This window comes from Novacetimonas sp. GS1 (assembly GCF_036686925.1).
Classification (GTDB): domain Bacteria; phylum Pseudomonadota; class Alphaproteobacteria; order Acetobacterales; family Acetobacteraceae; genus Novacetimonas; species Novacetimonas hansenii.
Map to the genome: position 1 here is coordinate 728,524 of NZ_VSZP01000001.1, position 25,354 is coordinate 753,877.

General features: G+C 62.0%; 17 protein-coding genes. 11 read left to right on the plus strand and 6 right to left on the minus strand.

Features of this window, described 5'->3' with window-relative positions; translation table 11 throughout:
* Nucleotides 1–871: 871 nt before the first annotated feature.
* Nucleotides 872–1,597 (minus strand): Crp/Fnr family transcriptional regulator, encoded by a 726-nt coding sequence (locus FYB92_RS03265; RefSeq protein WP_003621567.1) that lies wholly within the window; start codon nucleotides 1,595–1,597, stop codon nucleotides 872–874.
* Nucleotides 1,598–1,940: 343 nt separating this feature from the next.
* On the opposite strand from FYB92_RS03265, the gene FYB92_RS03270 reads away from it, so the two are divergent.
* Entirely contained in the window at nucleotides 1,941–2,147 is a 207-nt protein-coding gene (locus tag FYB92_RS03270; RefSeq protein ID WP_332828162.1) for a hypothetical protein, read from the plus strand.
* Nucleotides 2,148–2,262: 115 nt separating this feature from the next.
* Here FYB92_RS03270 and FYB92_RS03275 read toward each other — a convergent pair whose 3' ends face one another.
* Nucleotides 2,263–2,958 carry a TetR/AcrR family transcriptional regulator gene (locus FYB92_RS03275; RefSeq protein ID WP_003621569.1) on the minus strand — a complete coding sequence of 232 codons (696 nt, stop codon included), beginning with the start codon at nucleotides 2,956–2,958 and terminating at the stop codon, nucleotides 2,263–2,265.
* 863 nt (nucleotides 2,959–3,821) lie between these two features.
* Here FYB92_RS03275 and bcsA point away from each other — a divergent pair.
* From bcsA to FYB92_RS03290, 3 genes are all read left to right on the plus strand, one after another.
* Entirely contained in the window at nucleotides 3,822–8,612 is a 4,791-nt protein-coding gene (gene bcsA / locus FYB92_RS03280) for a UDP-forming cellulose synthase catalytic subunit (RefSeq protein ID WP_332828966.1), read from the plus strand.
* 103 nt (nucleotides 8,613–8,715) lie between these two features.
* Nucleotides 8,716–9,390: an SGNH/GDSL hydrolase family protein gene (locus tag FYB92_RS03285; RefSeq protein WP_062809546.1), complete on the plus strand. Its 675-nt coding sequence runs from the start codon at nucleotides 8,716–8,718 to the stop codon at nucleotides 9,388–9,390.
* 76 nt (nucleotides 9,391–9,466) lie between these two features.
* Entirely contained in the window at nucleotides 9,467–10,627 is a 1,161-nt protein-coding gene (locus tag FYB92_RS03290; RefSeq protein ID WP_003621573.1) for an acyltransferase, read from the plus strand.
* 42 nt (nucleotides 10,628–10,669) lie between these two features.
* On the opposite strand, the gene FYB92_RS03295 is transcribed toward FYB92_RS03290, so the two are convergent.
* Both FYB92_RS03295 and FYB92_RS03300 read right to left on the minus strand, forming a co-directional pair.
* Entirely contained in the window at nucleotides 10,670–10,987 is a 318-nt protein-coding gene (locus FYB92_RS03295; RefSeq protein ID WP_075631636.1) for a hypothetical protein, read from the minus strand.
* A gap of 42 nt (nucleotides 10,988–11,029) precedes the next feature.
* Nucleotides 11,030–12,025 (minus strand): hypothetical protein, encoded by a 996-nt coding sequence (locus FYB92_RS03300; protein ID WP_332828163.1) that lies wholly within the window; start codon nucleotides 12,023–12,025, stop codon nucleotides 11,030–11,032.
* Between FYB92_RS03300 and FYB92_RS03305 the strand changes: the two genes are divergently transcribed.
* The gene (locus tag FYB92_RS03305; RefSeq protein WP_332828164.1) at nucleotides 11,941–16,110 is read left to right on the plus strand and encodes a cellulose synthase subunit BcsC-related outer membrane protein; all 4,170 of its coding nucleotides are present in this window, start codon (nucleotides 11,941–11,943) and stop codon (nucleotides 16,108–16,110) included. The genes FYB92_RS03300 and FYB92_RS03305 overlap by 85 nt on opposite strands.
* 203 nt (nucleotides 16,111–16,313) lie before the next feature.
* On the opposite strand, the gene FYB92_RS03310 is transcribed toward FYB92_RS03305, so the two are convergent.
* Nucleotides 16,314–16,943 (minus strand): TetR/AcrR family transcriptional regulator, encoded by a 630-nt coding sequence (locus tag FYB92_RS03310; protein WP_003621576.1) that lies wholly within the window; start codon nucleotides 16,941–16,943, stop codon nucleotides 16,314–16,316.
* 693 nt (nucleotides 16,944–17,636) lie between these two features.
* Between FYB92_RS03310 and FYB92_RS03315 the strand changes: the two genes are divergently transcribed.
* Nucleotides 17,637–17,825, plus strand: coding sequence for a hypothetical protein (locus FYB92_RS03315; protein ID WP_003621579.1), 189 nt, complete (start codon nucleotides 17,637–17,639; stop codon nucleotides 17,823–17,825).
* A gap of 334 nt (nucleotides 17,826–18,159) precedes the next feature.
* Nucleotides 18,160–18,333: a hypothetical protein gene (locus FYB92_RS03320; RefSeq protein WP_332828165.1), complete on the plus strand. Its 174-nt coding sequence runs from the start codon at nucleotides 18,160–18,162 to the stop codon at nucleotides 18,331–18,333.
* A gap of 401 nt (nucleotides 18,334–18,734) precedes the next feature.
* On the opposite strand, the gene FYB92_RS03325 is transcribed toward FYB92_RS03320, so the two are convergent.
* Nucleotides 18,735–20,648 carry an alginate export family protein gene (locus FYB92_RS03325; protein ID WP_332828166.1) on the minus strand — a complete coding sequence of 638 codons (1,914 nt, stop codon included), beginning with the start codon at nucleotides 20,646–20,648 and terminating at the stop codon, nucleotides 18,735–18,737.
* Nucleotides 20,649–21,062: 414 nt separating this feature from the next.
* Between FYB92_RS03325 and FYB92_RS03330 the strand changes: the two genes are divergently transcribed.
* Genes FYB92_RS03330 through FYB92_RS03345 form a run of 4 tightly spaced genes read left to right on the plus strand, consistent with a single transcriptional unit; the run spans nucleotide 21,063 to nucleotide 24,980 of the window.
* The gene (locus FYB92_RS03330) at nucleotides 21,063–22,088 is read left to right on the plus strand and encodes a sulfate ABC transporter substrate-binding protein (protein WP_003621581.1); all 1,026 of its coding nucleotides are present in this window, start codon (nucleotides 21,063–21,065) and stop codon (nucleotides 22,086–22,088) included.
* On the plus strand, nucleotides 22,085–23,035 hold the full coding sequence (gene cysT, locus FYB92_RS03335; protein ID WP_281649278.1) for a sulfate ABC transporter permease subunit CysT: 951 nt from the start codon (nucleotides 22,085–22,087) through the stop codon (nucleotides 23,033–23,035). The genes FYB92_RS03330 and cysT overlap by 4 nt, the downstream gene beginning before the upstream one ends.
* Nucleotides 23,032–23,847 carry a sulfate ABC transporter permease subunit gene (locus FYB92_RS03340; RefSeq protein ID WP_332828167.1) on the plus strand — a complete coding sequence of 272 codons (816 nt, stop codon included), beginning with the start codon at nucleotides 23,032–23,034 and terminating at the stop codon, nucleotides 23,845–23,847. The genes cysT and FYB92_RS03340 overlap by 4 nt, the downstream gene beginning before the upstream one ends.
* On the plus strand, nucleotides 23,844–24,980 hold the full coding sequence (locus FYB92_RS03345; protein WP_332828168.1) for an ATP-binding cassette domain-containing protein: 1,137 nt from the start codon (nucleotides 23,844–23,846) through the stop codon (nucleotides 24,978–24,980). Before FYB92_RS03340 ends, FYB92_RS03345 begins: the two co-directional genes overlap by 4 nt.
* Nucleotides 24,981–25,354: the final 374 nt, after the last annotated feature.

Here is a 25,354-nt window from a genome sequence, read left to right on the forward strand (position 1 = left end):
CTGGGGGGGGGCGCGCTTCGGGGGCGCTTGTCTGGGGGCGAGCGGGCAGGTCGTGCGATGCAATGCCCGCATGAAAGGGGTGGACACAGCTTCCTTCACGAGTCGTGGCATGATGCGGGGCACGGCATTGCGCAGGGTGTGGGGTGGACGGATGGCGGGTGTGGATTCTTTTTACCAAACAGGACTCGTATCTTGGCCTGCTTGGTCATATAACCGTTCCCCTTTTGGGGTGGTATGCGATTCCGTGGCGGTTTTCCGCCATTTTTCTGATTCGTTGCAGAACGTGTTCCGTACGACTTGCCAACATATTTCCGGACAGGTCTGTGGATAACTTTGTGTATAGTTTGTCGGGTGTGGGGATTGCGGGGGGATCACGCGGCATTTCCCGGTTTGTTCCGATGGATGTTCCGCCCGGTGTTCTCCTCCCCGCTATTCTCCCCCCCATCGTGGCCGCGTCCATGATTGTGGGCAGGGGTCATGGCACATCCTGTCCCTGTCCCTGCGTGCGCCAGCGCGGCTGGCCCACATCACAAACATTGATGAGGGACTGTTTGAAAACACATCATTGATAGAAAATAGGCAAAGTTTTTGGGTGCCGCCTTTCGATCGAAAAAGGCGGCGTCTTCTGAAGCTTTTTGGAAAAAGCTTCACCAAAAACTTTTATCATTTCAGTATGTTATCGCGCCTGACTTTTTAAACAGCATCTGGAATGTCCCCGATGTCGCCTTTGCCACGCGATATGGCCTGCATTGGCATGGACCCGATCGCAAGGCCCCGACTGACACGTCCCGAATGACACGTCCGGGGGGTGGGGGGGCTGTGTCGGGGGATCAGGCGTCAGGCGCCGGTTCCCGAAAAGAAGAGGAGGAGCCTACAGGATGGTGCAGGCCATGGCGGCCAGGTGCGATGGTGCAAGCAACTGGATCACCTGGCGGGAACGGTGGATGACCTTTTCCTGGTGAAACATGCTCATCAGGCGCGAGACGGTTTCCGTGGACAGGCCAAGATAGTCCGCAATGTCCGCGCGCGACATCTGGAGCGAGAACGGAAGGTGGATGTTGCTGCCATTGTTGCGCGTCGCCTCACGCAGCAGGAAAGACGCCAGCTTCTCCCGCGCGGTCTTGCGCCCCAGCGCCAGCAGGCGGTCCTGTATCATCACCAGTTGCGCCGTCGTCTCCTCCAGCAGGCGTGACAGGATGTCCGGCGCATTGACAAGGATGTCCTCGAACATGGTGCGGCTCAGCCTGTTGACCGTGACATCGGTGATCGCCTCTGCCTGGAACATGTACACGTCCTGCGAACTGGTGCCCAGGATGTGGCCACTGCCGACAAACCCCACGATCTGGCTGCGGCCGTTGGGCATGGATTTCGACAGCTTCACCGTCCCGTGCCGGACAAGGAAGGTGTAATGCGCGGTGGCGCTTTCCTCGATGATGATGCTCTTGGGATGGAAACGCGTTTCCCGGCAGGTGGTGTGGTGCTTGTTGCAAAAGTCCACGATGTCGCGGCACAGGCGGTCAGGCATCGGGGGAAAGGAGGTGGGAAAGGACGGTGTGCCGTTGTGATCCGCCGGGGATGAGGGAGAAATAGTGCGCATCACGATGCTGTCTTCTTCTGCCGGTGAAAAGGGGAGGCAGACCGTCGGGGCGGCCTTTCTTGTGCAGGTCTGTCGCGGCCATCATGCGTTGCGGGCCGCGGCGCGACAGGGACGGGCAAAACCGTCATGGATGTCGCGGTTGGATGAATGTGGGCGCGAACGTGAAATGTCGGCACGGGATTGGCATGGGAATATCAGCATCACACATGGGACATGTCAATAAATTATGTATTTTTATTTAAAGATTCTTAAAAAATACATTAATAATTAAAATTACTTTTGGTAAATATCCATTGTTGTTACAGATTTGCAAAACATTTTGTGTAACATCACTCACCTGCACGTGCCTGATGCTGTAACACCGGTCATGGCGGCTGATGCCACATGGCGTGCGGACCCGTGTGTGGCCCCGTGCGTGGTCCATGTGTTTGTGGCCCTGTTGTTTATGGTCCTGTGGTTCTGTGCGGTCGGGGGGGCTGGCTACGGTGCGATGGTGGGCATGGCGGTGGTGGAAACCAATGTTCCGGGGCGGGCTTTTCCCATCAGGTGACGGGGTCTGAACCTTTTGGAAAAAGCGTCAGCAGCAGATTTTCACGATGTCGTGCGGCGGCCCGTGCGCGCACCTGTGCCCCACGCCCCACGCCCCACGCCGTATGCCGTGGGGCCTATACCTTGATCGGGTACGACGCGGGCTGCTGCGTCAGGCGGTCATGCGTGAACAGGTCGATGGTGCGTTCGACAAAGGTGCGGATGCTGTCCTCGCGCCCCTGTTCCAACGCAACGAGATTCTGCGCGATCATCCCCGCCAGCCCGTGGCTCATGGCGAAGATGCAGTGCCCCACATGCGTCGCATCGTCGGGCATGGGGGCGGCCGCGGTGTCGGACGGTGCGTCCACCGGTTGCGGGGGCGGGAACACGTCTGCCTCCACCAGGTCGCGCAGGCGGTTGAACGTGCGTTGCGCCGCCCGGCAGTAACGCGGGTGCTGTGCCGTGTCGCTGAGATAGCCGAACATCACGCGGTAAAGCTGCGTATGGCGGCATGCGAATTCCACATAATGCGTGATCGTGCGTTTCAGCGCGTCATGCCGGTTGGTGGAACGGTGGACGATATGGCCAATCACCTCTGAAAATTCATCAAGGCAATCCGCCGCGATTTCCACAAGCAGCATGTTGAGCGAGGCATAGTGGTTGTAGAAATTGGCAGGCGCGACCCGTACCTCCCGCGTCAGGCGGCGTACCGACAGGTCCTCCAGCCGTTCCGTCTGCAAGATACGCAGCGTGGTCAGGCGAAGGTCTTCGGCCACATTGCCCTTGTGATACGGGCGCGGCATCGGGCGGGGCCATGAAGGGGTCTGTTTCATGTCAGATATTGCATTTCTGATATCAGATTCTTGCATATCCATGACTTTACGTGGCCTTGGTCTGGGAATCGTGTAACGCACGGGCCACGCGATGTTTGCCCCACGGGCATGTCAAAGGGCATGCCACAAACGCACATGCCGACGAAAGGTGGGGGTGTAAATGGCGTCGGGCCATTCATGCCACCCCTTCGGACGGATCTTTAATGTAAAAAATAGTTAAGTTTGATCTGTGGCATGCCATGGGTCTCTGAAGCGGGATAACCTGTCGCCGGTTCCCTGATTCGCATTTGGATGGGTCCGTGACGTGGAAAAGGGGCAGATTGGTAAGGCGTGAAATAATTCCTATGATTGGGCCTGTTAACCCTTAAAGCATGCACAAAGCCCGGAAGTCCATGCAGGCAATGCGGGAAAATCAGGAAATTATTCCTTCTTGTCGCGGCATTGCCCTGGCGCGTGCAATGTGCTGATACAGTCCGGGCAACAGGCAGGCAGCATGCTGCATTGCATGTGATTATGTCGATATGATGGCCATGACCCGATTTCGTCCATGGGCGTGAATTATGTTGCTTGACACGCTCTGGGGTGGTCGGTAGATGCTTTTTTAACCAATATTAACAGCGTTCACAAACGTCTGGAATCAGGTGTCGATCCAAGGGGCCATCCACGTTGTTCCTGATGTGGGTGCGACAGGTGCGAAGGCCGGTCCGGCCTGATTCCGGCACGGGTTCGCAGGCAGATTGCATGGATGTCGGGGCCGGTCCCGGCTGTCCCCGGGGATTTGAAGGGTGGCCGACAGTGTCCGGGATGTTCCGGGCGGACGGGTGTATCTCAGTTTATTGGAATTCCGAAACGATGTACGGGCGATGATATACAGGGCGATCCTGAAACGCTTGCGTCTTGAGCAGCTTGCGCGCGTGCCCGCCGTTTCCGCCGCGTCCCCTTTCGTGATGATGGCGGTCGGGGTTTTCCTGATGCTGATGGCCGGCGGGGTTACGATATCGACCACCAGCCAGGCTTTTGTCACGTGCGGGACGGTTGGGCTGTTCCTGCTCCTCAAGGGACGCAAGGGGCGCGGCGTCACCTGCTTTTTGATGATGCTGTCCCTGCTGGTGTCGCTTCGGTACATGGTATGGCGCCTGACCACGACGCTGGAATTGCATTCACCCTTGCAGGCGGCGCTGTCGCTGCTGCTGGTGGCGGCGGAACTCTATGCGCTGCTGACGCTGTGCCTCAGCTATTTCCAGATGTCATGGCCGCTGGACCGCAAACCGCTGCCGCTGCCTGCCGATACCACCGACTGGCCCGTGGTCGATGTGTATGTGCCGTCGTATAACGAGGAACTGTCGCTTGTGCGCTCCACCGTTCTGGGTGCGCTTGCCATCGACTGGCCCGCGGACAAGCTGAATGTCTACATCCTTGATGACGGGCGGCGCAAAAGCTTCCACGCCTTCGCGATGGAGGCGGGCGCGGGCTATATCATCCGTGACCAGAACAACCATGCCAAGGCCGGCAACCTCAACCACGCCCTGCGCGTGACGGAGGGGGAATATGTCGTCATCTTTGACTGTGACCATATTCCCACGCGCGGCTTTTTGAAAAAGACGATCGGCTGGATGATGGCCGATCCAAAGCTGGCGCTGTTGCAGACGCCGCACCATTTCTATTCCCCCGACCCGTTCCAGCGGAACCTTGCCACCGGGCAGAACGTGCCCCCCGAAGGCAACATGTTCTACGGGCTGGTGCAGGACGGCAATGATTTCTGGGACGCCACGTTCTTTTGCGGGTCGTGCGCCGCGATCCGCCGTTCGGCGGTGCTGGGCATTGGCGGGTTCGCGACCGAAACGGTGACGGAGGATGCGCACACCGCGCTCAAGATGCAGCGCGAGGGATGGCATACCGCCTATCTGCGCCAGCCGCTTGCCGCCGGGCTGTCGACCGAACGCCTGATGCTCCATATCGGGCAGCGCGTGCGCTGGGCGCGCGGGATGCTGCAGATCATGCGGCTGGACAATCCGCTTCTGGGGTCCGGCCTGCGGTGGCAGCAGCGGCTTTGCTATCTTTCGGCGATGTCGCACTTCCTGTTCGCGATCCCGCGTCTGGTCTTCCTTGCCTCCCCGCTGGCGTTCTTGTTTCTGGGACAGAACATCATCGCCGCCTCGCCCTTTGCGATCCTTGTCTATGCCTTCCCCCATGTCTTTCATTCCATCGGCACGCTGTCGCGGGTGGAGGGGCGGTGGCGCTATTCCTTCTGGAGCGAGATCTACGAAACCACGCTGGCGCTGTTCCTTGTGCGGGTGACGATCATGACGCTGCTGAACCCGCGCAAGGGGGAATTCAACGTCACGGACAAGGGCGGCCTGTTGCAGAGCGAGTATTTCGACCTTAACGCGGTCTATCCCAATGTCATTCTGGCGGTGATCCTGGCGCTGGCGCTGGTGCGCGGCATTGGCGGGATGATGTGGGAATATCATGACCGACTGGCGTTGCAGTCCTTTGCGCTCAATACGCTGTGGGTGGCTGTCAGCCTTATTATCGTCCTCGCCTCCATCGCGGTGGGGCGCGAAACCCGCCAGATCCGTCACAAGCCGCGCGTGCGCGCAACCCTGCCGATTACGCTGATTGATGAACATGGGCAGCATTACCATGCCCATACCAGCGATATCTCGCTGGGGGGGATTGCGGCGCGCCTTTCGACGGAACATGCCCTGCCGACGCAAACGCGCGTCACGATGCTGTATCACAATGAAAAAGACGGCATCGACGTGCGCATCCCCGCCGTCATCCTGTTTTCCAAGCCGGGGCAGCTGCACCTGCAATGGAGTGTCGATGACCTCGACGTGGAACGCCAGATCGTGGAGTTCATGTTCGGGCGCAACGATGCGTGGTCCAACTGGGGCGATTTTCAGCCCGACCGTCCCGTGCGCAGTTTCCTGATGGTCCTGCGCAGTATCGGCGGCCTGTTCCGCCGTGGTCAGCGGCTGTTCCGCTGGCAGGCCCCGCAGGAAGCGCCGCTGGCGGAAAGCGAACATGTCGAAGAAGAAAAACTGGAGAAGAAGAGCCTCGTGCTGAAACCCGTCCGACGGAGCGCCCGCCACGGCGCCACGGCTTCGCTCATCGTGCTGCTGGGACTGCCGGTCGCCATCGCGCCTTCGCTTGCGCAGGCTCCTTCCCGTGCCACGCCCGTTGCAACCGAACAGGGGGCCACCCCGGTGGAACCGCCCCCGGTCAACGCGCCGCCGCCGCCCTCCCTGCCGCAGCCGCCCGGGACGTTGCCCACCCCGCCGCAGATCGCGCCTGCCTCTGCCGGGGAACTGCTGCCGGCCGCGACGGCGGTGTCCCTGCCGACGGGGCCTGCCACACAACAGATGCGCGAACGCCTGTCCGAACGTACGGGTGTGTCGCCTGCGTCGCCCTTTGGTGATACCAATACCGGCGCGCTGCCCGCCGACCCGTCGGCCCCGCCCATCGACCCCGCCGACGCCGCACGTGTCGCGGATGGCGAAATCACGCGTACCTCCACCTTCCGTGACCTGGGTCTGGCCACCGGGCCGCTGACGTTGCGCGGGTTTTCGCCGTTGCAGGGTCTTGATGTCATCGTGCCCGCCAACCGGGTTGTGACGCGTGCGCGCATCACGCTGTCGGGTGCGCTGTCGCCCTCCCTCCTGCCGGAGGCAAGTGCGGTCAGCGTCACGCTGAATGAACAATATGTCGGCACGATCCGTGTCGATCCCGAACATCCGCGTTTCGGGCCGATCACCTTTGACATCGACCCGCTTTATTTCACGGGTGACAACAAGCTGAACTTCCACTTCGCGGGGGAATATCGCCGTGACTGCAACGACCTCTATAACGAGGTGCTGTGGGCGCGTATTTCCGATTTCTCCACCGTGACGCTGACGACGACGCGCATCGCCCCCGACCGCAAGCTGTCGTACCTGCCCGCGCCGTTCTATGACCCCAACCTGCGCACGCCATTGCGTGTGCCGGTGGTCATGCCCAATCCCGATGCGCACGGGATGCTCAAGGCATCGGCGCTTGTGGCGTCATGGTTTGGCAAGCTGGCGGATTTCCGCAAGGTATCGTTCCCCGTTTCCACCACGATCCCGGCGTCGGGCAATGCGATTGCGATCGGGGAAAACCTGCCGATCGACGCGCGTGGCACCCGCCCGACGGGGCCGACCCTGTCGGAAGTGGAAAACCCCAATGACCGGCTGGGCACGATCCTTGTCCTGACCGGCCGCAACGCGCAGGAAGTGGAGGTCGCGGCCCGCGTGCTTGCCTTCTCGTCCGACACGCTGGGTGCGGTGGGGACGAAGGTGGTCAATGACGTGACATTGCAGCCGCGCCATCCGTATGACGCGCCTGCCTTTGTGCCCACGGACCGCCCGGTACGCTTTGGCGAACTGGTCGCAGCAAGCGACCTGCAGGGGGGCGGGTTCGCGCCGCCGGTCATGGCGCTGCCGTTCCATCTGCCGCCCGACCTGTATTCATGGCGCAACCGGCCCTATCCGATCGACCTGTGGGTGCGCACGCCCGGTGGCCCGGTGGTGGATCTGGAGACATCGCGCCTTGATGTCCACCTGAATAACAACTACCTCGACAGCTTCACGCTCAAGCCGCCAAGCCTGTGGGCGGCATGGTCCGAACGGCTGGTGAACCAGCATGCCGGCGCGGTGGAACATGCCGCCGCCCTGCCACCATGGCTCCTGTTCGGGCAGAACCAGTTGAAGTTCAGCTTTGACGCCCGCCCGATCGACCGTGGTGTGTGCCGTCGCACCCCCGATGACATCCACATGAGCGTGGATTCCGATTCGTGGCTGGATTTCCGCCGGGGTTATCATTTCGCCCGCCTGCCCAACCTGTCCTATTTCGCAGAGGCGGCGTTCCCGTTCTCGCGCATGGCCGACCTGTCGGAAACGACGGTGGTCGTGCCCCATCATATTGATGCGGGCACGGCGGGCACGTTCATGGACCTGATGGGCTTTTTCGGTGCGACCACGTGGTATCCGGCCTCTGGCGTGCAGGTGGCCGATGTCAACGACCTGTCCGAACACCCGCCGCAGGGGGACATCCTGATTCTGGCGACGGCGGGGGATGCGCCAAAGTTCGAGGAACTGTTGACGCGTGCGCCGTATGAACTGACGGACGGTCATATCCGTGTGGGACAGCATATGGGCCTGCAGGGGATCTGGTACCTGTTCCAGGACCATGACCATGCGGGATTGCAGGACGGGGTTCAGGCCAACCTGAATGCACCGATCGCGGGTGCGGGCGTCCTGCTGGGTGCGCAGTCGCCCTATCGTTCGGACCGGTCGGTCGTGGCGCTGATGGGGGACACGCCGTCGCGCATGCATGATCTGGTCATGGGCCTGCGCAGCAAGGAGGACGTGCCGCGTATCCAGGGTGATCTGGTGCTGCGCAATGGCGACAGGCTGACAAGCTATCGCACCGCGCCGACCTTCACGATGGGATCGCTGCCGTGGTGGATGTGGCTGGACTGGTATCTCGGGACGCGTCCGCTCACGCTTTATGTGCTGGGTCTTGTGGGGGCGGGTCTTGTGGCGGCGGCGGCCGTGCGGCTGTTGCGCCGCCGTGCGCAGCATCGTCTGGAGGAAGCCGCCCGGGTCAAGGACACGACCGACGCATCGCACTGATACGATGCGTCGGGGGATATGTCCGGGGCTGTGTCCGGGCATGATGTCGCGCTGGGGCGGCCATGCGCCGGGGCGTGGGAATGATTGAGGGAGTTATTGAGAGATGAGCGCACTTCTTGCAGGCCTGACACTGCTGATCATCGGGGACAGCCATGTTGCCTTCAAGGATTCGCTCCTGTCGGTACTGCCGGACGAATTCTCGCGTCAGGGGGCGAAGGTCGTGACGTATGGCGTATGTTCCGCCACGGCGGCGGACTGGGTCGTGCCCAATCCCAATAACGGGTGTGGGGCGACGCAACGCATCGGTGACGAACCGGTGCGTGCGCCGGACATGAAACCCGTCGCCCCGCCAGAGGTCACGGGCCTGATTGCAAAATGGCACCCCAACGCCATCATGGTCATCCTTGGTGACACGATGGGCGCCTATGGGCAGGACACCGTCTCTGCCAGCTGGGTGGAAGAACAGGTGAAGACCCTGACCTATGCCATCGGCAAGACGGCGTGCCTCTGGGTTGGGCCGACCTGGGGGCAGTACAGCCCCCGCTATGGCAAGAGCGACCAGCGCGCGAGTACGCTTGCCGCCCTGCTGAAGGCCGATGTCGCGCCGACCTGCACCTATGTCGATGGGACGCAACTGATGGCGAAAGGCAGCGTCAGCACCACGGACGGCATCCATGCCACCGCCGCAAGTTACCGCGCATGGGGGGATGCGATCGTGCGCGCCACCCTGCCGGACCTTGAACGGATAAAGGACGCGGCCCCGCCCGCGACGCCCTGACATCGCTGCGCCCGCCCGCATCGCTGTTCCTGCCGCCTTTGCCCGCATTCCCGCGCCACATGTGAAATACAGGCCGATGCAACAGATGACCGCCATCACGCCAGCCCGCAGCACATGGCGCGACGGGCTCCGGCAGGAGTTCTTTCCGCGTGACCGTCGCCGTGACATCGACGGGCTGCGCGCGCTGGCGGTTGCGGCGGTGGTTCTGATGCATGCGCAATGGCTGCGGGGCGGGTTTGTCGGGGTGGACATCTTTGTCGTCATATCTGGCTATTTCATGGGGCGTTCGGCGCTGATGCAGGACCCGTTCCAGCCCGCGCGTTTTGTCTGCAGGCGGCTGTACCGCCTGTTACCGGCATTGTTATGCATGGTGGCCGTGATTTCGGCGGGGATGTTGTGGTGGGTGCTGCAAAGCGACCGCGCCGATATCGCGCTTAACGGGGCCTATGCGCTGGTGTACCTGTCCAATATCTGGGCCGCGGGGCATGTCGGTTATTTCGAGGGTCAGGCGCTGGCCTATCCGTTCCTGCATACCTGGTCGTTATCGCTGGAGATGCAGTTTTATGGCGTCATCTTCCTGATCGCGGTGATGCTGCCGCGCGTGCGGTGGCGTATGTACGCCATCTGCGCCATCTGTGTCCTGTCGCTGGGCCTGAGCGTGCATGACCATGTCATGGGCGATGGGCAGGGATATTACCGTATCGCCGATCGCATGTGGCAGTTCTGCATCGGGGCGATGGTCTGGATGCTGCCCCGGCCGCGCCTGTCGCGCATGGTGGCCAACATGGCCTATGCGCTGGCGCTTGGGGTGCTGGTGGGGGCATGCGTGTTCTATGTGCGTGATTATGCCTGCCCGTCATGGCTGATGGTGTTTCCCTGCCTTGCGGTTGTGGCGATCATCTTGTTGCCGCACACGGATGTGGCGCGCTTTACCCTGGGGCCGGTGTCGCCGCTGGGGGTGATTTCCTATTCGGTTTACCTGTGGCACTGGCCGGTGATCGTGCTGGCGAATTACCTGCTGATGTTCCAGGTCGCGGGCCTGACGATGGCGGGCGTGCTGGTGGTGGCCATGCTGGCGGGCCTGATGAGTTATGTTTTCGTGGAACGGGTTTTCCTTGATTACGAGGGACGGGTGAACGTGGCGGTGCGCAATCGTGGCGCACTGGCGCTGGTATGTGCCTGCGGGCTGCTTTCGGCGGGGTTGGGATATGTTTCGTACATCTCGCGTGTGCATTGACGTGCGGGGCGACGTACCCGTGGGCAGGGATATGATGCGGTATCATTCAACCATGCCGGGGCCTGTCGTGCCCCGTCTCCTTCCCGCGCCAGGCAGGCGTGGGCCGCGCAGATGCGCCGTCCTGCTGGGTGCGACGGCCCTGTGGGGCATGACGGTCGGTGGCGTTGCGACCGGTGGGGCCGCGATGGCGGGTGTTGCGGTACTGTCCGTACCGGCCACGGCCTGGGCACAGGCGGATGCCTCCGCCTTTCGCACGGCCGCGCCCGCCCCGGCGGGGGATGACGGGACGGATTGGGGCGAGGGTGCGCCCGCCTCGTCCCCTGTTGCGTCCCCGGCCGCGACCGCACGCGGGGTGCGCACCGCCGCCCTTGATCCGGCATCGCTGGAAATGCGCTCCGTCTCTTATGCCCCGGACCCGGCGTCGCTTGCGATGCGCTCCGCCCCCTCCGCCCCCGTGGTTGCCCCACCCCCTGCCGTGTCGGCTGCGTCCGCCCCCTCGGCCCCGATCACATCGCGCCCGCAATCCGGTGTGCCGGACCCGGCCGCGCTTGCGATGCGGCCTGCCCGGCCGGACCCGGCATCGCTGGAGATGCGTTCCATCCCGTCCGCGACGCCTGCCGCGCCGACCTCGACATCAGTGGCGGCAGGTGCTTTTGCGCCTGCGCCAGCAACGCGCAGCATCCTGACCCCGACGGCATCTGCGGCCAGTGCGCCCGCCAAGCCCCCCGTCAGCGCACCTGTAGCTGCGTCCGCCAGTGCTTCGGCCAGCGCCCCGGCCAGCACGTCCACCCCTGCATCGGGCGAGACATCGGCCAATGCAGGGGGCAGTGTGAATGCGGATGTGGATACCGGTGACGACGCGGCCCCCGATGCGGCGGCTGCATCTTCCGCACCACTCCCTCCACCGGTCCCGCGCAGTCCCACCCCGGCTGCGTCTGCGACCAGTGTGCCTGCCAAGCCCCCCGTGAGCGCACCTGTAGCCGCGTCCTCCAGCGCCCCGGCCAGCACCCCCACCCCCGCATCGGGCGAGACATCGGCCAATGCCGGGGATGGCGTGAATGCGGATGTGGATACCGGTGACGATGTGGCCCCCGACGCGGCGGCGGCATCTTCCGCACCACTCCCTCCACCGGTCCCGCGTAGCCCCACCCCGGCTGCGTCTGCGACCAGTGTGCCTGCCAAGCCCCCCGTGAGCGCACCTGTAGCCGCGTCCGCCAGTGCTTCGGCCAGCGCCCCGGCCAGCACGCCCCCCCCCGCATCGGGCGAGACATCGGCCAATGTCGGGGGCGGTGTGAATGCGGATGTGGATACCGGTGACGACGCCGCCCCCGACGCGGCGGCGGCATCTTCCGCACCGCCCCCCCCCACCGGTCCCGCGCGGCCCCACCCCGGCTGCATCTGCGACCAGTGCGCCCGCCAAGCAGCCCCCCGTCAGCGCACCTGCACCTGCCAGCGCCCCGGCTTCAGCCCCGGTCAGGCCCCCCGCCCGTGCATCGGCACGCGTGCCCGGCCCGGCGGTGGACGCTATGGGGGCGGATAATGCCGTGGCGGACATGGGGAACAGCGGCGGGAGCGCGGCCGGTATGGCGTCCGGCGTGCCTGCGGGGATTGATATCGGGGACACGGGTCCGATCTATGGGCGGCGGGAGGCATCCGCGCCACAGACGCCAGAGGCGCAGGCCCATCCTTATATCGTGTCGGATCAGGAGGAATCGAGCGCGCCGCTGGCCGCGCCCGCCACCGACATCACCTCCATGGATGCACAGCGCACGCAGGCCATCGACGCCGAGACGCAGCGCCTTGCCCATGCGACGGCAATTTTCGACCTCCTGCTGGAGGAAGGGCATTACTGGCTGGCGCATCATGACATGGTGCGCGCCCATGAAACCGTCCATCGTGCATTGCAGATCGACCCCGAAAGCACGGATGCGCTGTTCCTTCAGGGGCGTATCCAGGTGGGGCGTGGCGAATTCGCCGATGCGACGCGGCTGGCCAATGAACTGGCGCGCCATCAGGGCGTCGCGGATGAGGTGGCGCAGCTTCGCGGGATGATCCGCACCGGGCCGGTCAATGAAAAACTGCTGGCCGAGGCCCGTGCCCTTGTCGCGCAGGGCAAGATGCATGACGCGATGGTCAAATATCGCGAAATCTTTGGCCATGGCGAACCGCCGCCCGAACTGGCGATGGAATATTACCGCATCCTTGGCGGCACGCCGCTGGGGTATCAGGAGGCGCGGACAAAGCTTGCGGATTATGTCGCGCGCAACCCGCATGACCTTGATGCGGCGCTGACATATTATCAGGTCCTGACCTATCAGGCGGTTTCGCGCACGGACGGGATGGCCGGGCTGGAACGCTTGATGTCGGGGCATGTGCCCGCAGGTATCCATACCGAGGCAATGGCCGCATGGCGTGGCGCGCTGTTGTGGGAACCGGTGGCGGGCCAGACGATCCCGCTTTATGACGAATGGCTGTCGCTGCATCCCGATGACGGGGAAATCCGCGCCCTGCGCCAGCGCGCCCAGGCCGAGCAGGGGCGCCTCGACAGTGCGAATGACCGCATGCAGGGCTATACCCTGCTGGCGCAGCGGCGCTATGGCGATGCGGAGGCGCTGTTTCACAAGGCGCTTGCCATTGATGACAAGGACATAGAGGCGATCGGCGGCCTTGGCTTTGTGGCTGAATCGCGCGGGCAGCGTGATCGCGCACGGGCGTATTTCCTGCGTGCCCGTGCGCTGGACCCCGACCACAAGGCGCGCTGGGACGCCGCGATCAAGAGTCTGGAGGGATGGTCCTCGTCAGGGCGGGGGGGGCATGGCGGTGCGCCGGACCTGTTGGTGGCGGACATTGCGCGCGCCATCGCCCTGGGGGAGATCGGACGCGCGCAGGAAGGGCTGGCGGTGCTGGCCCGGCGCAAGGGCAGCGCGCTGACGCTGTTGTCCCTGCAGGGCGCGCTGGCGCGGCGTGAAGGCAACATGACGGAGGCGATGCAGACCTATCGCACCATCTTGCATCGCTGGCCGGACAATACCGATGCGCTGTTCAACCTTGCCGATATTCTGGCGCAGAACGGGAATGTGGACGAAGCCCGCGCGCTGATCCCGCGTCTGGGCCGTGGGCATGAGGCGATGGTCGCCCATCTGGAGGGGCAGATCCTGGGCGCGCAGGCCGAACAGGCGGCCACCGATGACGAACGTATCAGCCTGTTGCTGCGCGCGGTTGGGACCGACCCGCGCAATCCGTGGCTGCGTCTGCACCTTGCGCAGGCGCTTGACCGGACCGACATGCCCGAACGCCGCATGCAGGCGGCCCGTATCATGGAGGCCCTGACCAACAGCCCCAAGGCCAGCACGGAGGCGTTGCAGGCGGGCATGATCTTTGCGCTGGACCATCATGACGACGCGACGGCCGCGCGCCTGCTGGCGCGTATCCGTGCGGCCGACAGGTCCAGCGATGTGGACGCGCTGGCCCAGCAGATCACCCTGGCGCAGCAGGTGCGGGACATCGACGCCGCGCCGCATTTCGACCGTGCGGGGCTGATGGCGCTGGCGGATCGTGCCGATCCCAACGGTGTGCGTGGCACGATGGTTGCCAATGCGTTCATCGATCACAACATGCCGCAGGTCGCGCGCGATGTGCTGGCGCGTGAAGAAAGCCTGACCCCCGACCCGCAACCGTGGGAGATGCTGTCCTATGCCGGGTTGTACCTTCAGGTACACGACGCTGTCGATGCGCGTCGCTGCCTTGAGGTGTATGACCGGCTGGTGCGCAATCCCGACATGCATGCCACGGCGGATCAGGCGCGCCTGCGGGCGCAGCTTGGCCTTGCGCTGCACATACTCGACGCCGAAGGGGCGGATGCCCAGGGCCATCCCCGGCGCGCGCAGGCCGCACTTGCGCCGTTGCTGGCGCAGTATCCCAACTCGGTTGACCTCCGCCTTGCGATGGGCCGTGTCTATCAGGCGCGGGGGGAACCCGCGCGCGCTCTGGCGGAGGACCAGGCGGCGTTGCATATCCAGCCCAACAATATCTATGCCCTGGCCGCCGCCGCGCGCGATGCGGGCGGGACGGGCGATATCAAGGTGGCGCGTGCCTATGCCGGGCGGCTGGCGGCGATTGCGCCCGACAGCCCGCTGACATGGGAAATCCGCGCCGAACTGGCCCGTATGGACCATTCCATGCGCGATCAGCTTGCGGATCTGGATCATGTCCATGCACAGCAGTGCGACATGTCGGGCGTGGTCCATTGCGCGCGGCGTGAAAGCCTGAAGCCGGATTACCGCTGGCCCGATATCGACAGCCAGTATGTCAACCTGCGTGGCGCGCAGTTGCCCGATACGTACCATTACCTGCATCACGATGACCAGATACAGGCCACCGACCGGCAGCGTGTGTATCTGCGGGATTCGATTTCACCACAGCTTGACGCCAATACCTTTGTGCGCAGCCGCACCGGTACGCCCGGCCTGCGGCAGCTGACGGAATTCGCGGTGCCGATCACCGCAACCCTGCCGTTCGGGTCGTGGGATCACCGCCTGTCATTTTCCGTGACGCCCACGCTGCTGTTTACGGGCGATCCGCTCGACAATGCCACATCCGCGCGGCAGTTCGGGACGGTTGCGGTCAATGGTGCGCACGGGTGGGCATACCATCATTATTATACGCAAGGGGTTGGGCTGAACCTCAGCTACTTCAACCGCTGGTTCAATGCGGATGTGGGGTCGTCGCCGCTGGGCTTTGCGGTGGCGAACGTGGTGGGGGGCGTCGAATTTTCCCCTCACCTGACGGACAACCTGATCCTGCGCATCAGTGGCGGCCGGCGGATGGTCACGGACAGCGAACTGTCCTATGCCGGGGAACGTGATCCGGGCACGGGGCGGACATGGGGCGGTGTCACCCGCAATTTCGGCCATGCCGCGCTGGAATGGGGGGAGGCCGGGTGGAATGCCTATGCCGGGGGTGGGTTCGCCTATCTGCAGGGGCATAATGTCGAAGGCAATACCGAGACCGAGGCCGGGGCCGGTGGCAGCGCCACAGTGTGGCAGTATCACGAACGCCAGCGCCTGCGTGTGGGGGCGGACCTGATCTATTTCGGGTATAAAAAGGATTCCTATTTCTTCACATGGGGGCAGGGGGGCTACTTCTCGCCGCATGAATATTTCGCGGCGATGGTGCCGGTGGAATGGTCGGGCCATACTGATCGCTGGACATGGTTCCTGCGGGGCGAGGCGGGATATCAGGATTATCACAGCAGGGGCGCGCCCTATTACCCCACCAGCACGCTGTTGCAATCCGAAGTCATGGCGCCTGGGTCCTATGGCGGGTATGGGGCCAGTGGCCTTGCGGGGAATGTGCGCGGGCGCGTGGTCTATCAGGTGGACCATCGTTTCCGCGTCGGGCTTGAAGGGGGCTATACGCGTTCTGGCCCATGGTCGGAAACCGACGGGATGCTGCTGTTCCATTATGCTTTTGACGGGCAGTAAGAGCCTGTTGGAAAACAACGCATTGATAAAAAACAGGAAAAGTTTCCGGGTGCCGCCTTTTTTAAAAAAGGCGGCGTCTTCTGAAGCTTTTTGGAAAAAGCTTCACCAAAAACCTTTATGATTTCAGGGTGTTATTAATCCTGACTTTTCAAACAGTCTCTTGAAAAAGGCGATATCGAAGCACGCCCGTTGTCATGGGGCGTTCATGGCACGGCAACCGGCATATCCTGCTCGGACCGCAGCCCGAGCAGGATGGTGCGCGTGATGTCCAGCGCACGTATCAGGCGCGGCGGGTTGCGATGTATCTTGAACGCCACCGCATTGCCCAGCCAGTAATGGAACAGTTCGCGCGCGACATGTGCGGGTTCGATGACCGGGCAGATGGAGCCATCGTTGACGCCCGCGCGAATCCCCCCGTCCAGAAGCGCCACAAGCATGTCAATTCCGCGTTCCATGACCACGCGCATGCCATCGGACAGTTCGCTGACCTCTGACCCGATCTTGACGATCAGGCATTTCTGGCGCGGGTCGGGATTGGACTCACGCTCTGCCCATGATGACCAGTACGCCATCATCCGTTCCATCCCCGTCAGGTGCGGGCGGGACAGGAACATGCGGATCGCATCGGCATGTTCGCGCATGTTGTACTGCAAGACCTCCTGACCGAAGATATCCTTGGAGGAGAAATAATAATAAAACGAACCCTTGGGCACATGGGCGGCCTCCAGCACGTCATTGATGCTGGTATTGGCAAAGCCTTTCTGTGCAATCAGGGGCCATGCCTGTTCCAGCAGCCTCAGGCGCGTGGTGGCTTGCATCGGGGTGGCGGCCATGCTGACGGGCTATCTCCTTGGCAAAGGTCTGACGGCATGTGGCATGCGCGCGCGGGTGTGGGGTGCAGTCATGCGCATGTCGTGTGACGGTGGTGGAATGAATAAAAATAAAAACATACTTGTAATATAAATGTTTATTATCGTGCTTCCTGTGTTTATTTAACCTTGAATAATAGATTTGATGCCCATCGCGTGAATAGCAGGTTTGAACACTTTTGTCAGGTGCCATGAATGTTGGGGAGTGTATCATCACGTGTCAGGGCCGATGCATATTCACGCCCGTTACGTGATTTATGGCGCAAACCCCTGCCGCAGGGATGCCAGGCGGTCGGTTGTGATCCGTAGATGGAGATGGATATTGGCGCATGCGGCATCAGATTTATCGTAACCATATGATAAACAATGTGAAAATAAGGGGCATAAAAAATACATATAAATACGTTTAATATGTATTAAAACGAACTTGAACTGTTTAATGTTGACATCCTCCCCTTGGCGCATATGATGCAGGCCAAATCGAAACCCATGACTGCCATAGAAGGTCAGCCCATGCTTCTATATATGTGTGGATATGGTCGATGTCCTGTTTTTCCTGCGCCGGCGCGACCCCGGCATATACGTCCAGTACGGTAGGCATCCCTGTGGTCTGCCGAAACCGTCTGGCCCTGCGTAAGATTTTTTCGGATACAGATCATGCTGGAATCAACAATTATTGAAATTGACGGAATTTTCGTCGGAACCGCGATCGTGCTGGCCAATGCGGTCGGGCGGCGGTTTTACGCCACCCATGACAGTGTGCGGGCATTGCATAATGTGGTGCTGCCGGACCTGTCGAGCCTGCGCCGCCGCGTCGCCACCCTGTTCCGCGCGACCGCGCGTTGAAACGGCGCTGACATCTCTGCCCACTGGTGTGTGCCGGGTCCGTGCGACGCATGGTCGGCATCCCGCCAGCGCGGTTGATGTCAGGACTGGTGGCCGGGCGACATCGGGTGACATCGGGGGGGCGGAGTGGGGAACGCGACCTGCCTTATCAAAGCCGGAAGAGAATCGGCCGCCTGAAAAATCCGGGGATCTGTGATGGCCCGGACATGGTGGGCCTCATCTGGTGGGCCTCATCTGGCGGGCGTCATAAGGTGAGGGGTATGCCGGGACATGGCCGGGATGGTCACGACACGCATGGCGCCAATCCACCAACGCGGGACAGCCGGGGCAATGCATGCTGCAAAGGGCAGTGCATCAGGGGGCCGATGACCGCCTTCTGCCGCCTGAGAGAGTGTTTGAAAATAACGCGTTGATAAAAAATAAGGAAAGTTTTTGGGTGCTGACTTTTTCCAAAAATGCGGTGTCTTCTGAAGCTTTTTGGAAAAAGCTTCACCAAAAACTTTTATGATTTTAGGGTGGATCCGGTTTGAATGCCTGCATTCAAACAGGTGAAAATGCTCCAGTGTTGAATTTTCAAACTGGATGGCAGATATTTCCGCAGCGGGGTGATTTTCTGAAATGCCCTGTATGGACAGATATCTTTTAAAAATAATCTGTCAAAAACCATGAATTCCCTGACCTTGTGCCTGGAATCAAAGGGCGACATCCTTTGGTCGGGGGCATGTGCAACGCCCCCTGACCTGGGATCAGGGACAGTTTGAAAAGTCATGCTTGATAACATACTGAAATTATAAAAGTTTTTGGTGAAGCTTTTTCCAAAAAGCTTCAGAAGACGCCACATTTTTGAAAAAAGACAGCACCCAGAAACTTTTATGATCTTTTATCAATGATCTGTTTTCAAACAGCCTCTCAGAAGCGGAAGACGAAGTTGGACTGGTAATATGTACCGCTCGACCCGCCTGCATCGTTCAGGGCGCGTGACGTCATGAAGCGCGAGACATATTGCGTCCATGACAGATGTGTATTGATCTGCCACGCCAGTGACGCCTGTGGGGCCATGCCGATGAACTTGCCGCCGAAATTCCCTGCAAAGCTGTAGGCGCCAGAGGATTTGTAAACCCGGTCATTGGTGCTGTCGCGCCAGAACAGGGGGAATTTGACCTGGAGGCTGACGGATTTGAACGGCGTGATACGCACCAGTGGCGCGACACTGATGAGGTTGGACGCAGTCATGTATGTCGTGGTGTCGAGATAGTTGGTCTGCGGATTGAAGGGCGAGATATAGGTGCCGATATCCCCATTTTTTCTGGCGTCATTGCCACCTGAATAAATATCCGTCTGCACGCCGGCGAAGGTATGCAGCCTGTCCTTTGGCACACGGTACCCAACGATGGAATTGATGGCATAGGCGCTGACATTGCGGGCGATATTGGTTTTGGCATATCGGAACACGCCGCCCTGCCATACCGCGCCGACGGAAAATTCGATCGGCCCGGCCTGCCCGTGCCAGCGGACGCCGAAATTGTTCCGTGTGTTCGAACCCGTCGCCGTGCCCGTCTGCGTCGCGATCGCGCCAGAGGAGCCGGAGAGTTTATAGCCGATATAAAAGGCATCGACGAAGGAATAGCCACGTTCGCCCAGGAAACGGAAATCCGGTGGCGCCCATGTGGTGTCGAACCCGTACAGCCGCGTGGAATAGTTTTCGGTGTCGTGGAACATCTTGTTCTGGCTGTCGTTCGTCTGCACGAAATCCCAGCCGTCGATGCGGATGCGTTTCCAGATGGCATAGGCGCGGAACCCGTCCCATGACAGCGGCACATTGGGTGTTTCACGGTTATAAAGCATGTAAGACGGTGCATCGAGGAACTGTTGCCGCCCGAACATGAACCCCGTTTTCGCACCCAGCAGGTTCCACCGTGTTTCCACAAATGCCTGTTGCGCATCCAGACGCTTGCGATAGGTGGAGCCATATCCATATCCGCCCCACCCGCCCGCATCGGCGTTGATCAGTTGCCCGAAAAACCGCAGGTGCGATCCGATATGCAGGTCCGCGCCATACAGGTTGCGCACGCCAAAGCGGCCTGAATCGTTGGGTTTTTGCGTGCCAAGGTTGGGACGTGTCTCGAACCAGTTACGCAGCCGCGTCTCGCCTGAAAAACTGATCCATACCTGCCCGTCAGGGGTCAGCGGAATATATTTCAGCACGTCGAACGGGTCGGTATGTTTTGTGCTGTTGCGCAGGCGGCTCCAGTCCTCGGCCCACGGGGCGATGCCGTACTGACCCACCGGGCCAAAGCCCGCGGATTCCCCGTTACCGCGATTGAACACGCCCCAGTCATAGGGATGGCCGTTGATGCGGTTCTGCGCACCGGTCATGACGATGGGCTGCCCCACCGGGTTGGCATGGGGATAGGTCTGGATGGGCGGGCGTGGGCCAACATGCACCATCATGCTTTCAGGCTGTGCGGTGCCGGTGGTGGAATGTATGGCGGCGGGATTGGCCGATGGCGTCACGGGCGCGCGCGCCATGGTGCGTGGCGACAGCGGGTGCGCCGTGTGTGGGATCGTGCCCGATATTGTGCCCTGCACTGCATTTGGGGGTGCGCCCAGTGTGCTCGTACCCAGTGTGCTTGTGCCCTGTGTGGTCGCCCCCTGTGTTGCTGCCCCCTGTGTTGCCGCTCCCTGCGCGCGCGTGGCCGTCATCATTCCCCATGACAGTACCGCAAGCGGTGCGACAAGCAGGCAGCGCGCATTCCATGAAAGGACGGATGCGAAACTAAAAGGCGTCGCGCCTGCTGTGGCTGACCGTGGCAAGGGTGTCATGGGAAAACCATTTCGGTGGACAGGAAGGGAAAAGCGGAAGGAATCTGGTTCATATCCGTAATGGGATTTTATAATACGGTCAATAAAGTTAAATTAGAAAACACATCAAAATATAAGTGCTTAGCGCCGACACGCAGACCCACTTTTTTGCGTCATGTTTATAACATATTGAAATTAAATTATAAAAATTGAAACATCCATGCCTGCCACAGGGGTATATACAACATATATAATTCGTTAATTTGTGCGAAGCACGCCGTTGGAAGATGATTATTGACAGGTTTCAGGGGCGTGGATTAGAGTATTAAACGATATAAAATGGTTTAATTATCCCCGCCATGCGTCACCATTATGGCTGGCCATCCTGGGGAAAGACCCGTCAACGACGTGACGCCGCCTGGAAAGAACTGTTCCATGAAGCCATCATTCCTTTCGAGCCGCCGTGGTTTCCTTCAGGCCGGGCTGGGCTGTGCCGCGCTGCTGGCGGCGCGGCCGCGCGCGGCGTGGGCTGCGACGACATTGCTGAATGTGTCATATGACCCCACGCGCGAATTGTATCAGGAGGTCGACCGCACCTTTGCCGCGCAATGGGCGCGCACGCATGGCGGCGCGCCGGTGGTCGTGCGCACGTCGCATGGCGGGTCCGGCGCGCAGGCCCGTTCGGTGCAGGAGGGCGCGCCCGCCGATGTGGTGACGCTTGGCCTTGCCTATGACATCGACATGCTGGCGGCGGTCGGCCTGCTGCCTGCCAACTGGCAGGGATTGCTGCCGCATAATTCGACGCCATTTACCAGTACGATTGTCTTTCTTGTGCGCAAGGGCAACCCAAAGGGCATCCATGACTGGCCCGACCTGGTGCGTGACGGGGTGCAGGTCATCACCCCCAATCCAAAGACATCGGGCGGCGCGCGGTGGAACTATCTCGCGGCATGGGGCTGGGCGTTGCGGCAGCCGGGCGCGACGCCCGATACGGCGCGGGCGTACCTGCGGTCGCTGTTTGCGCATGTGCCGGTGCTTGATACCGGTGCGCGCGGCGCGACCAACAGCTTTGTACAGCGCGGGACCGGTGATGTCCTGCTGGCGTGGGAGGATGAGGCCCTGATGGCCGCGCGCGACATCGGGCCGGACCAGTTCGACATGGTCGTCCCGCCGCTGACGATCCTTGCCGAACCGCCCGTCGCGGTGGTGGAACGCAATGCAAAGGCGCATGGCACGCTGGACCTTGCGCGTGCCTATCTTGATTTCCTGTTTACCGATGCGGGACAGCGGATCGGGGCGAAACATTATTTCCGCCCGGTCACGCCCTCCATCCTTGCTGAAAACCGCGCGACCTTTGCCGACACCGCGACATTCGACATCGCCTCGCTTGGCGGATGGACGCAGGTGCAGAAAACGCATTTCGCCGATGGCGGTGTTTTCGACGGTATTTATGCCCGATGACACCCGGCCCGATGACACCCGCCCATGATATGGACGGTGGTGGTATGGCCGGACATTGCGCGGCGCGGCAGGGCGCGGGCGGGCACGCTCCGTTCACGTTGTGGCGGCGGCGGCGTGACGGGCTGCCGGGTTTTGGCGTCGGGCTGTCGCTGACGCTGGGGTGGCTGGGTGTGCTGGTGATCCTGCCGCTGCTGGCGTTGCTGGCGCGCCCCTGGGCACAAGGGGTCGGCAGTGGTCTGGGTGCGTTCGCCCATATCGTCCATGACGGGCGGATGCTTGCCGCCCTGCGGGTCAGTTTCGTGTCCGCGCTGGTGGCCGCGGCACTTGATGTGGTTGCGGGTGTGGTGATCGCATGGGGGCTGGTGCGGGTCAGGGTGCCGGGATGGCGCGTGATCGACGCGCTGGTGGAACTGCCGTTCGCGCTGCCGACTGCGGTGGTGGGCATTACGATGGCGACGTTATATGGCCCGCATGGATGGGTTGGCGCGCCGCTGTCGCATCTGGGGATGAAGGTGGCGTTCACGCCGTTGGGCATTGTCGTGGCGCTGATGTTTGTGGGGCTGCCGTTTGTGGTGCGTACGGTTGTCCCGGTCCTGCGCGCCCTCCCGCCCGAGGCGGAGGAGGTGGCGCGCACCCTTGGCGCGACCCGTGCGCAGGTGGTGGCCCGCGTGGTGATGCCCGCGCTGTATCCCGCGTTGCTGACAGCGTTCGCGATGGCGTTCGCCCGTGGGGTGGGGGAATATGGGTCGGTCATTTTCATCGCCGGGAACCAGCCGTACCATACCGAAATCGCCCCGCTGCTGATTGTCATCCGCCTTCAGGAATATGACACGCAGGGGGCCAGCCTGATCGGGCTGGTGCTGGTGGCGATCGCGATGGCGTCGCTGGGTGTGATCGCATGGGTGCGTCGCCATGTCGGGCGTGGCGGTGCGGGGGGCGCGATATGAACGGCCAGGTCGGGCGATGGGGGTTTGCCGCCCTTGTGTGGGGAATGGTGGGGATGATGGTGGTGCTGCCGCCGGTGATGGTGTTCGCCGGGGCGCTGTCGCACGGGCTGCGCGCGGCATGGGATGGCCTGTGTGATCCCGATGCGCTGTCGGCCATCCGGCTTACGCTGCTCATCACCGCGCTGGCGGTGGCGATCAACAGCTTTTTTGGCGTGATGGCGGCGTGGACGCTGACGCGGTTTTCGTTTCCGGGGCGGGGGCTTGCGATCGTGCTGGTGGAACTGCCTCTGAGCGTATCGCCCGTGGTGGGGGGGCTGGTGTGGCTGCTGGTGTTCGGCACGCAGGGATGGTGGGGGGCGGCGCTGGAACGCTGGGGCTATCCCGTCATGTTTGCGCCACCGGGCATCCTGCTGGCGACGTTGTTTGTCACGTTTCCCTATGTCACGCGCACGATGATGCCGATGCTGCGCCATATGGGCCGCGCGCAGGAGGAAGCCGCCGTGATGCTGGGGGCGGGCATGTGGCGGGTGCTGTGGCATGTCACGCTGCCGGGCGCGCGGGCGGCCCTGTTGTCGGGGGTGCTGATGACGACGGCGCGGGCGATGGGTGAATTCGGCGCGGTATCGGTGGTGTCGGGCCATATTCCCGGCCTGACGGAAACGATGCCGCTGCATATCGAGACATTGTATAACGGATACCAGACGGTCGCGGCCTTTGCGATGGCGGCGCTGCTTGCGCTCATGGCGATGGGCGTGGTCGCGGTGCGGGGCCTTGTCGAACGCACGGCCCTTCGGATGGGGAAAATCGCATGAGCGTACGCCTGGAACATCTGGTGCGCAGGGTGGGCGGACGCCCGATTGTCGATGATATCTCGCTGGAGGTGGAAACCGGCAGCTTTACCGCCCTGCTTGGCCCGTCGGGCGCGGGCAAGACGTCGCTGCTGCGTATCATTGCGGGGCTGGACGGGCATGATGCGGGCTGTGTGTTCCTGAATGGCGCGCGCGTGGATATGCTGGAGGCACGTTCGCGCAATATCGGCTTTATGTTCCAGAATTACGCCCTGTTCGATCATATGACGGTGGCGCGTAACATTGCGTTCGGCCTGTCGATCCGTCCCCGCAAAACACGTCCCACTCGCGCGCAGATCGCCGCGCGGGTGGAGGAACTGCTGGACCTGATGCACCTGCCGGGCATGGGCGGGCGGTATCCGCATGAACTGTCGGGTGGACAGCGGCAGCGTGTCGCGCTGGCGCGTGCGTTGGCGACGGGGCCGCGTGTGCTGCTGCTGGATGAACCGTTCGGTGCGCTGGACCCGCTGGTGCGGCGCAGTATCCGGGGGTGGTTGCGTGACGTGCATGACCGGCTGGGCCTGACGACCATTCTTGTCACCCATGACCGGAACGAGGCCTGCGAACTGGCCGATACCATCGCCCTGATGCGCGATGGCCGCATTGTGCAGTCCGGCACGCCACAACAGTTGCGCGATGCGCCGGCCACCCCCTTTGCCATGGCGTTCATGCAGGATGTGACCCACCTGCCCGGCCGGGTGGCGGCGGGCCTGTTCATTGCGGACCTGCCCGATATGCGTCCCGTCCCCGCGCAGGGGCCGGATGGGCGCGCCGAACTGCTGGTGCGGGCGGGGGATGTGCGGCTGTTGCCGGGGCAGGGGGCCGCGACGGCGTGGCTGCGCCAGACATACGGACCGATTGGTACATTCGATGTCATGAGCGGACCGGACACGTTGCGCCTTGACGCCCTTATCCCACCGGGGGCGGCGCGGATTGTCGTGAACTGCGCGCTTGATGCATCCGCCGGGCGGGTGGCGCGCGATGGGCAATGGCTGGGTGGTGCCGGTGATGGTGGCGACAGTGATGATAACGATGATGGGGAAATGACGGATCCCGCCTGTATCGCGCCGGTCGTTGCAAACCTGTCGAAGCCCTGATCTGCATATCAGAGATTGTTTGAACGTAACTCATCGATAAAAAATAAAAGTTTTTGGGTGCTGCCTTTCTATCGAAAAAGGCGGCGTCTTCTGAAGCTTTTTGGGAAAAGCTTCACCAAAAACCTTTATGATTTTAGTGTGGTATTCATTCTGACTTTGCAAATAATCCCTCAGGTGCAGGGTGCATCCCCCTTGGCCCGGCAGGGAAAGTATCATTTGGGCATCATGATTTTGGGGAACATAAAAAACGCATGCCATGGTGTCCCATGACATGCGCAAGGTGCTCTGCTGCGCCCCCGGTGGGTGGGCCTGCCCCCTTCCCCCACGCACCGGCATGGTGCGGTGGGGGATTGAGGTGACAGGGGGACGGCGTA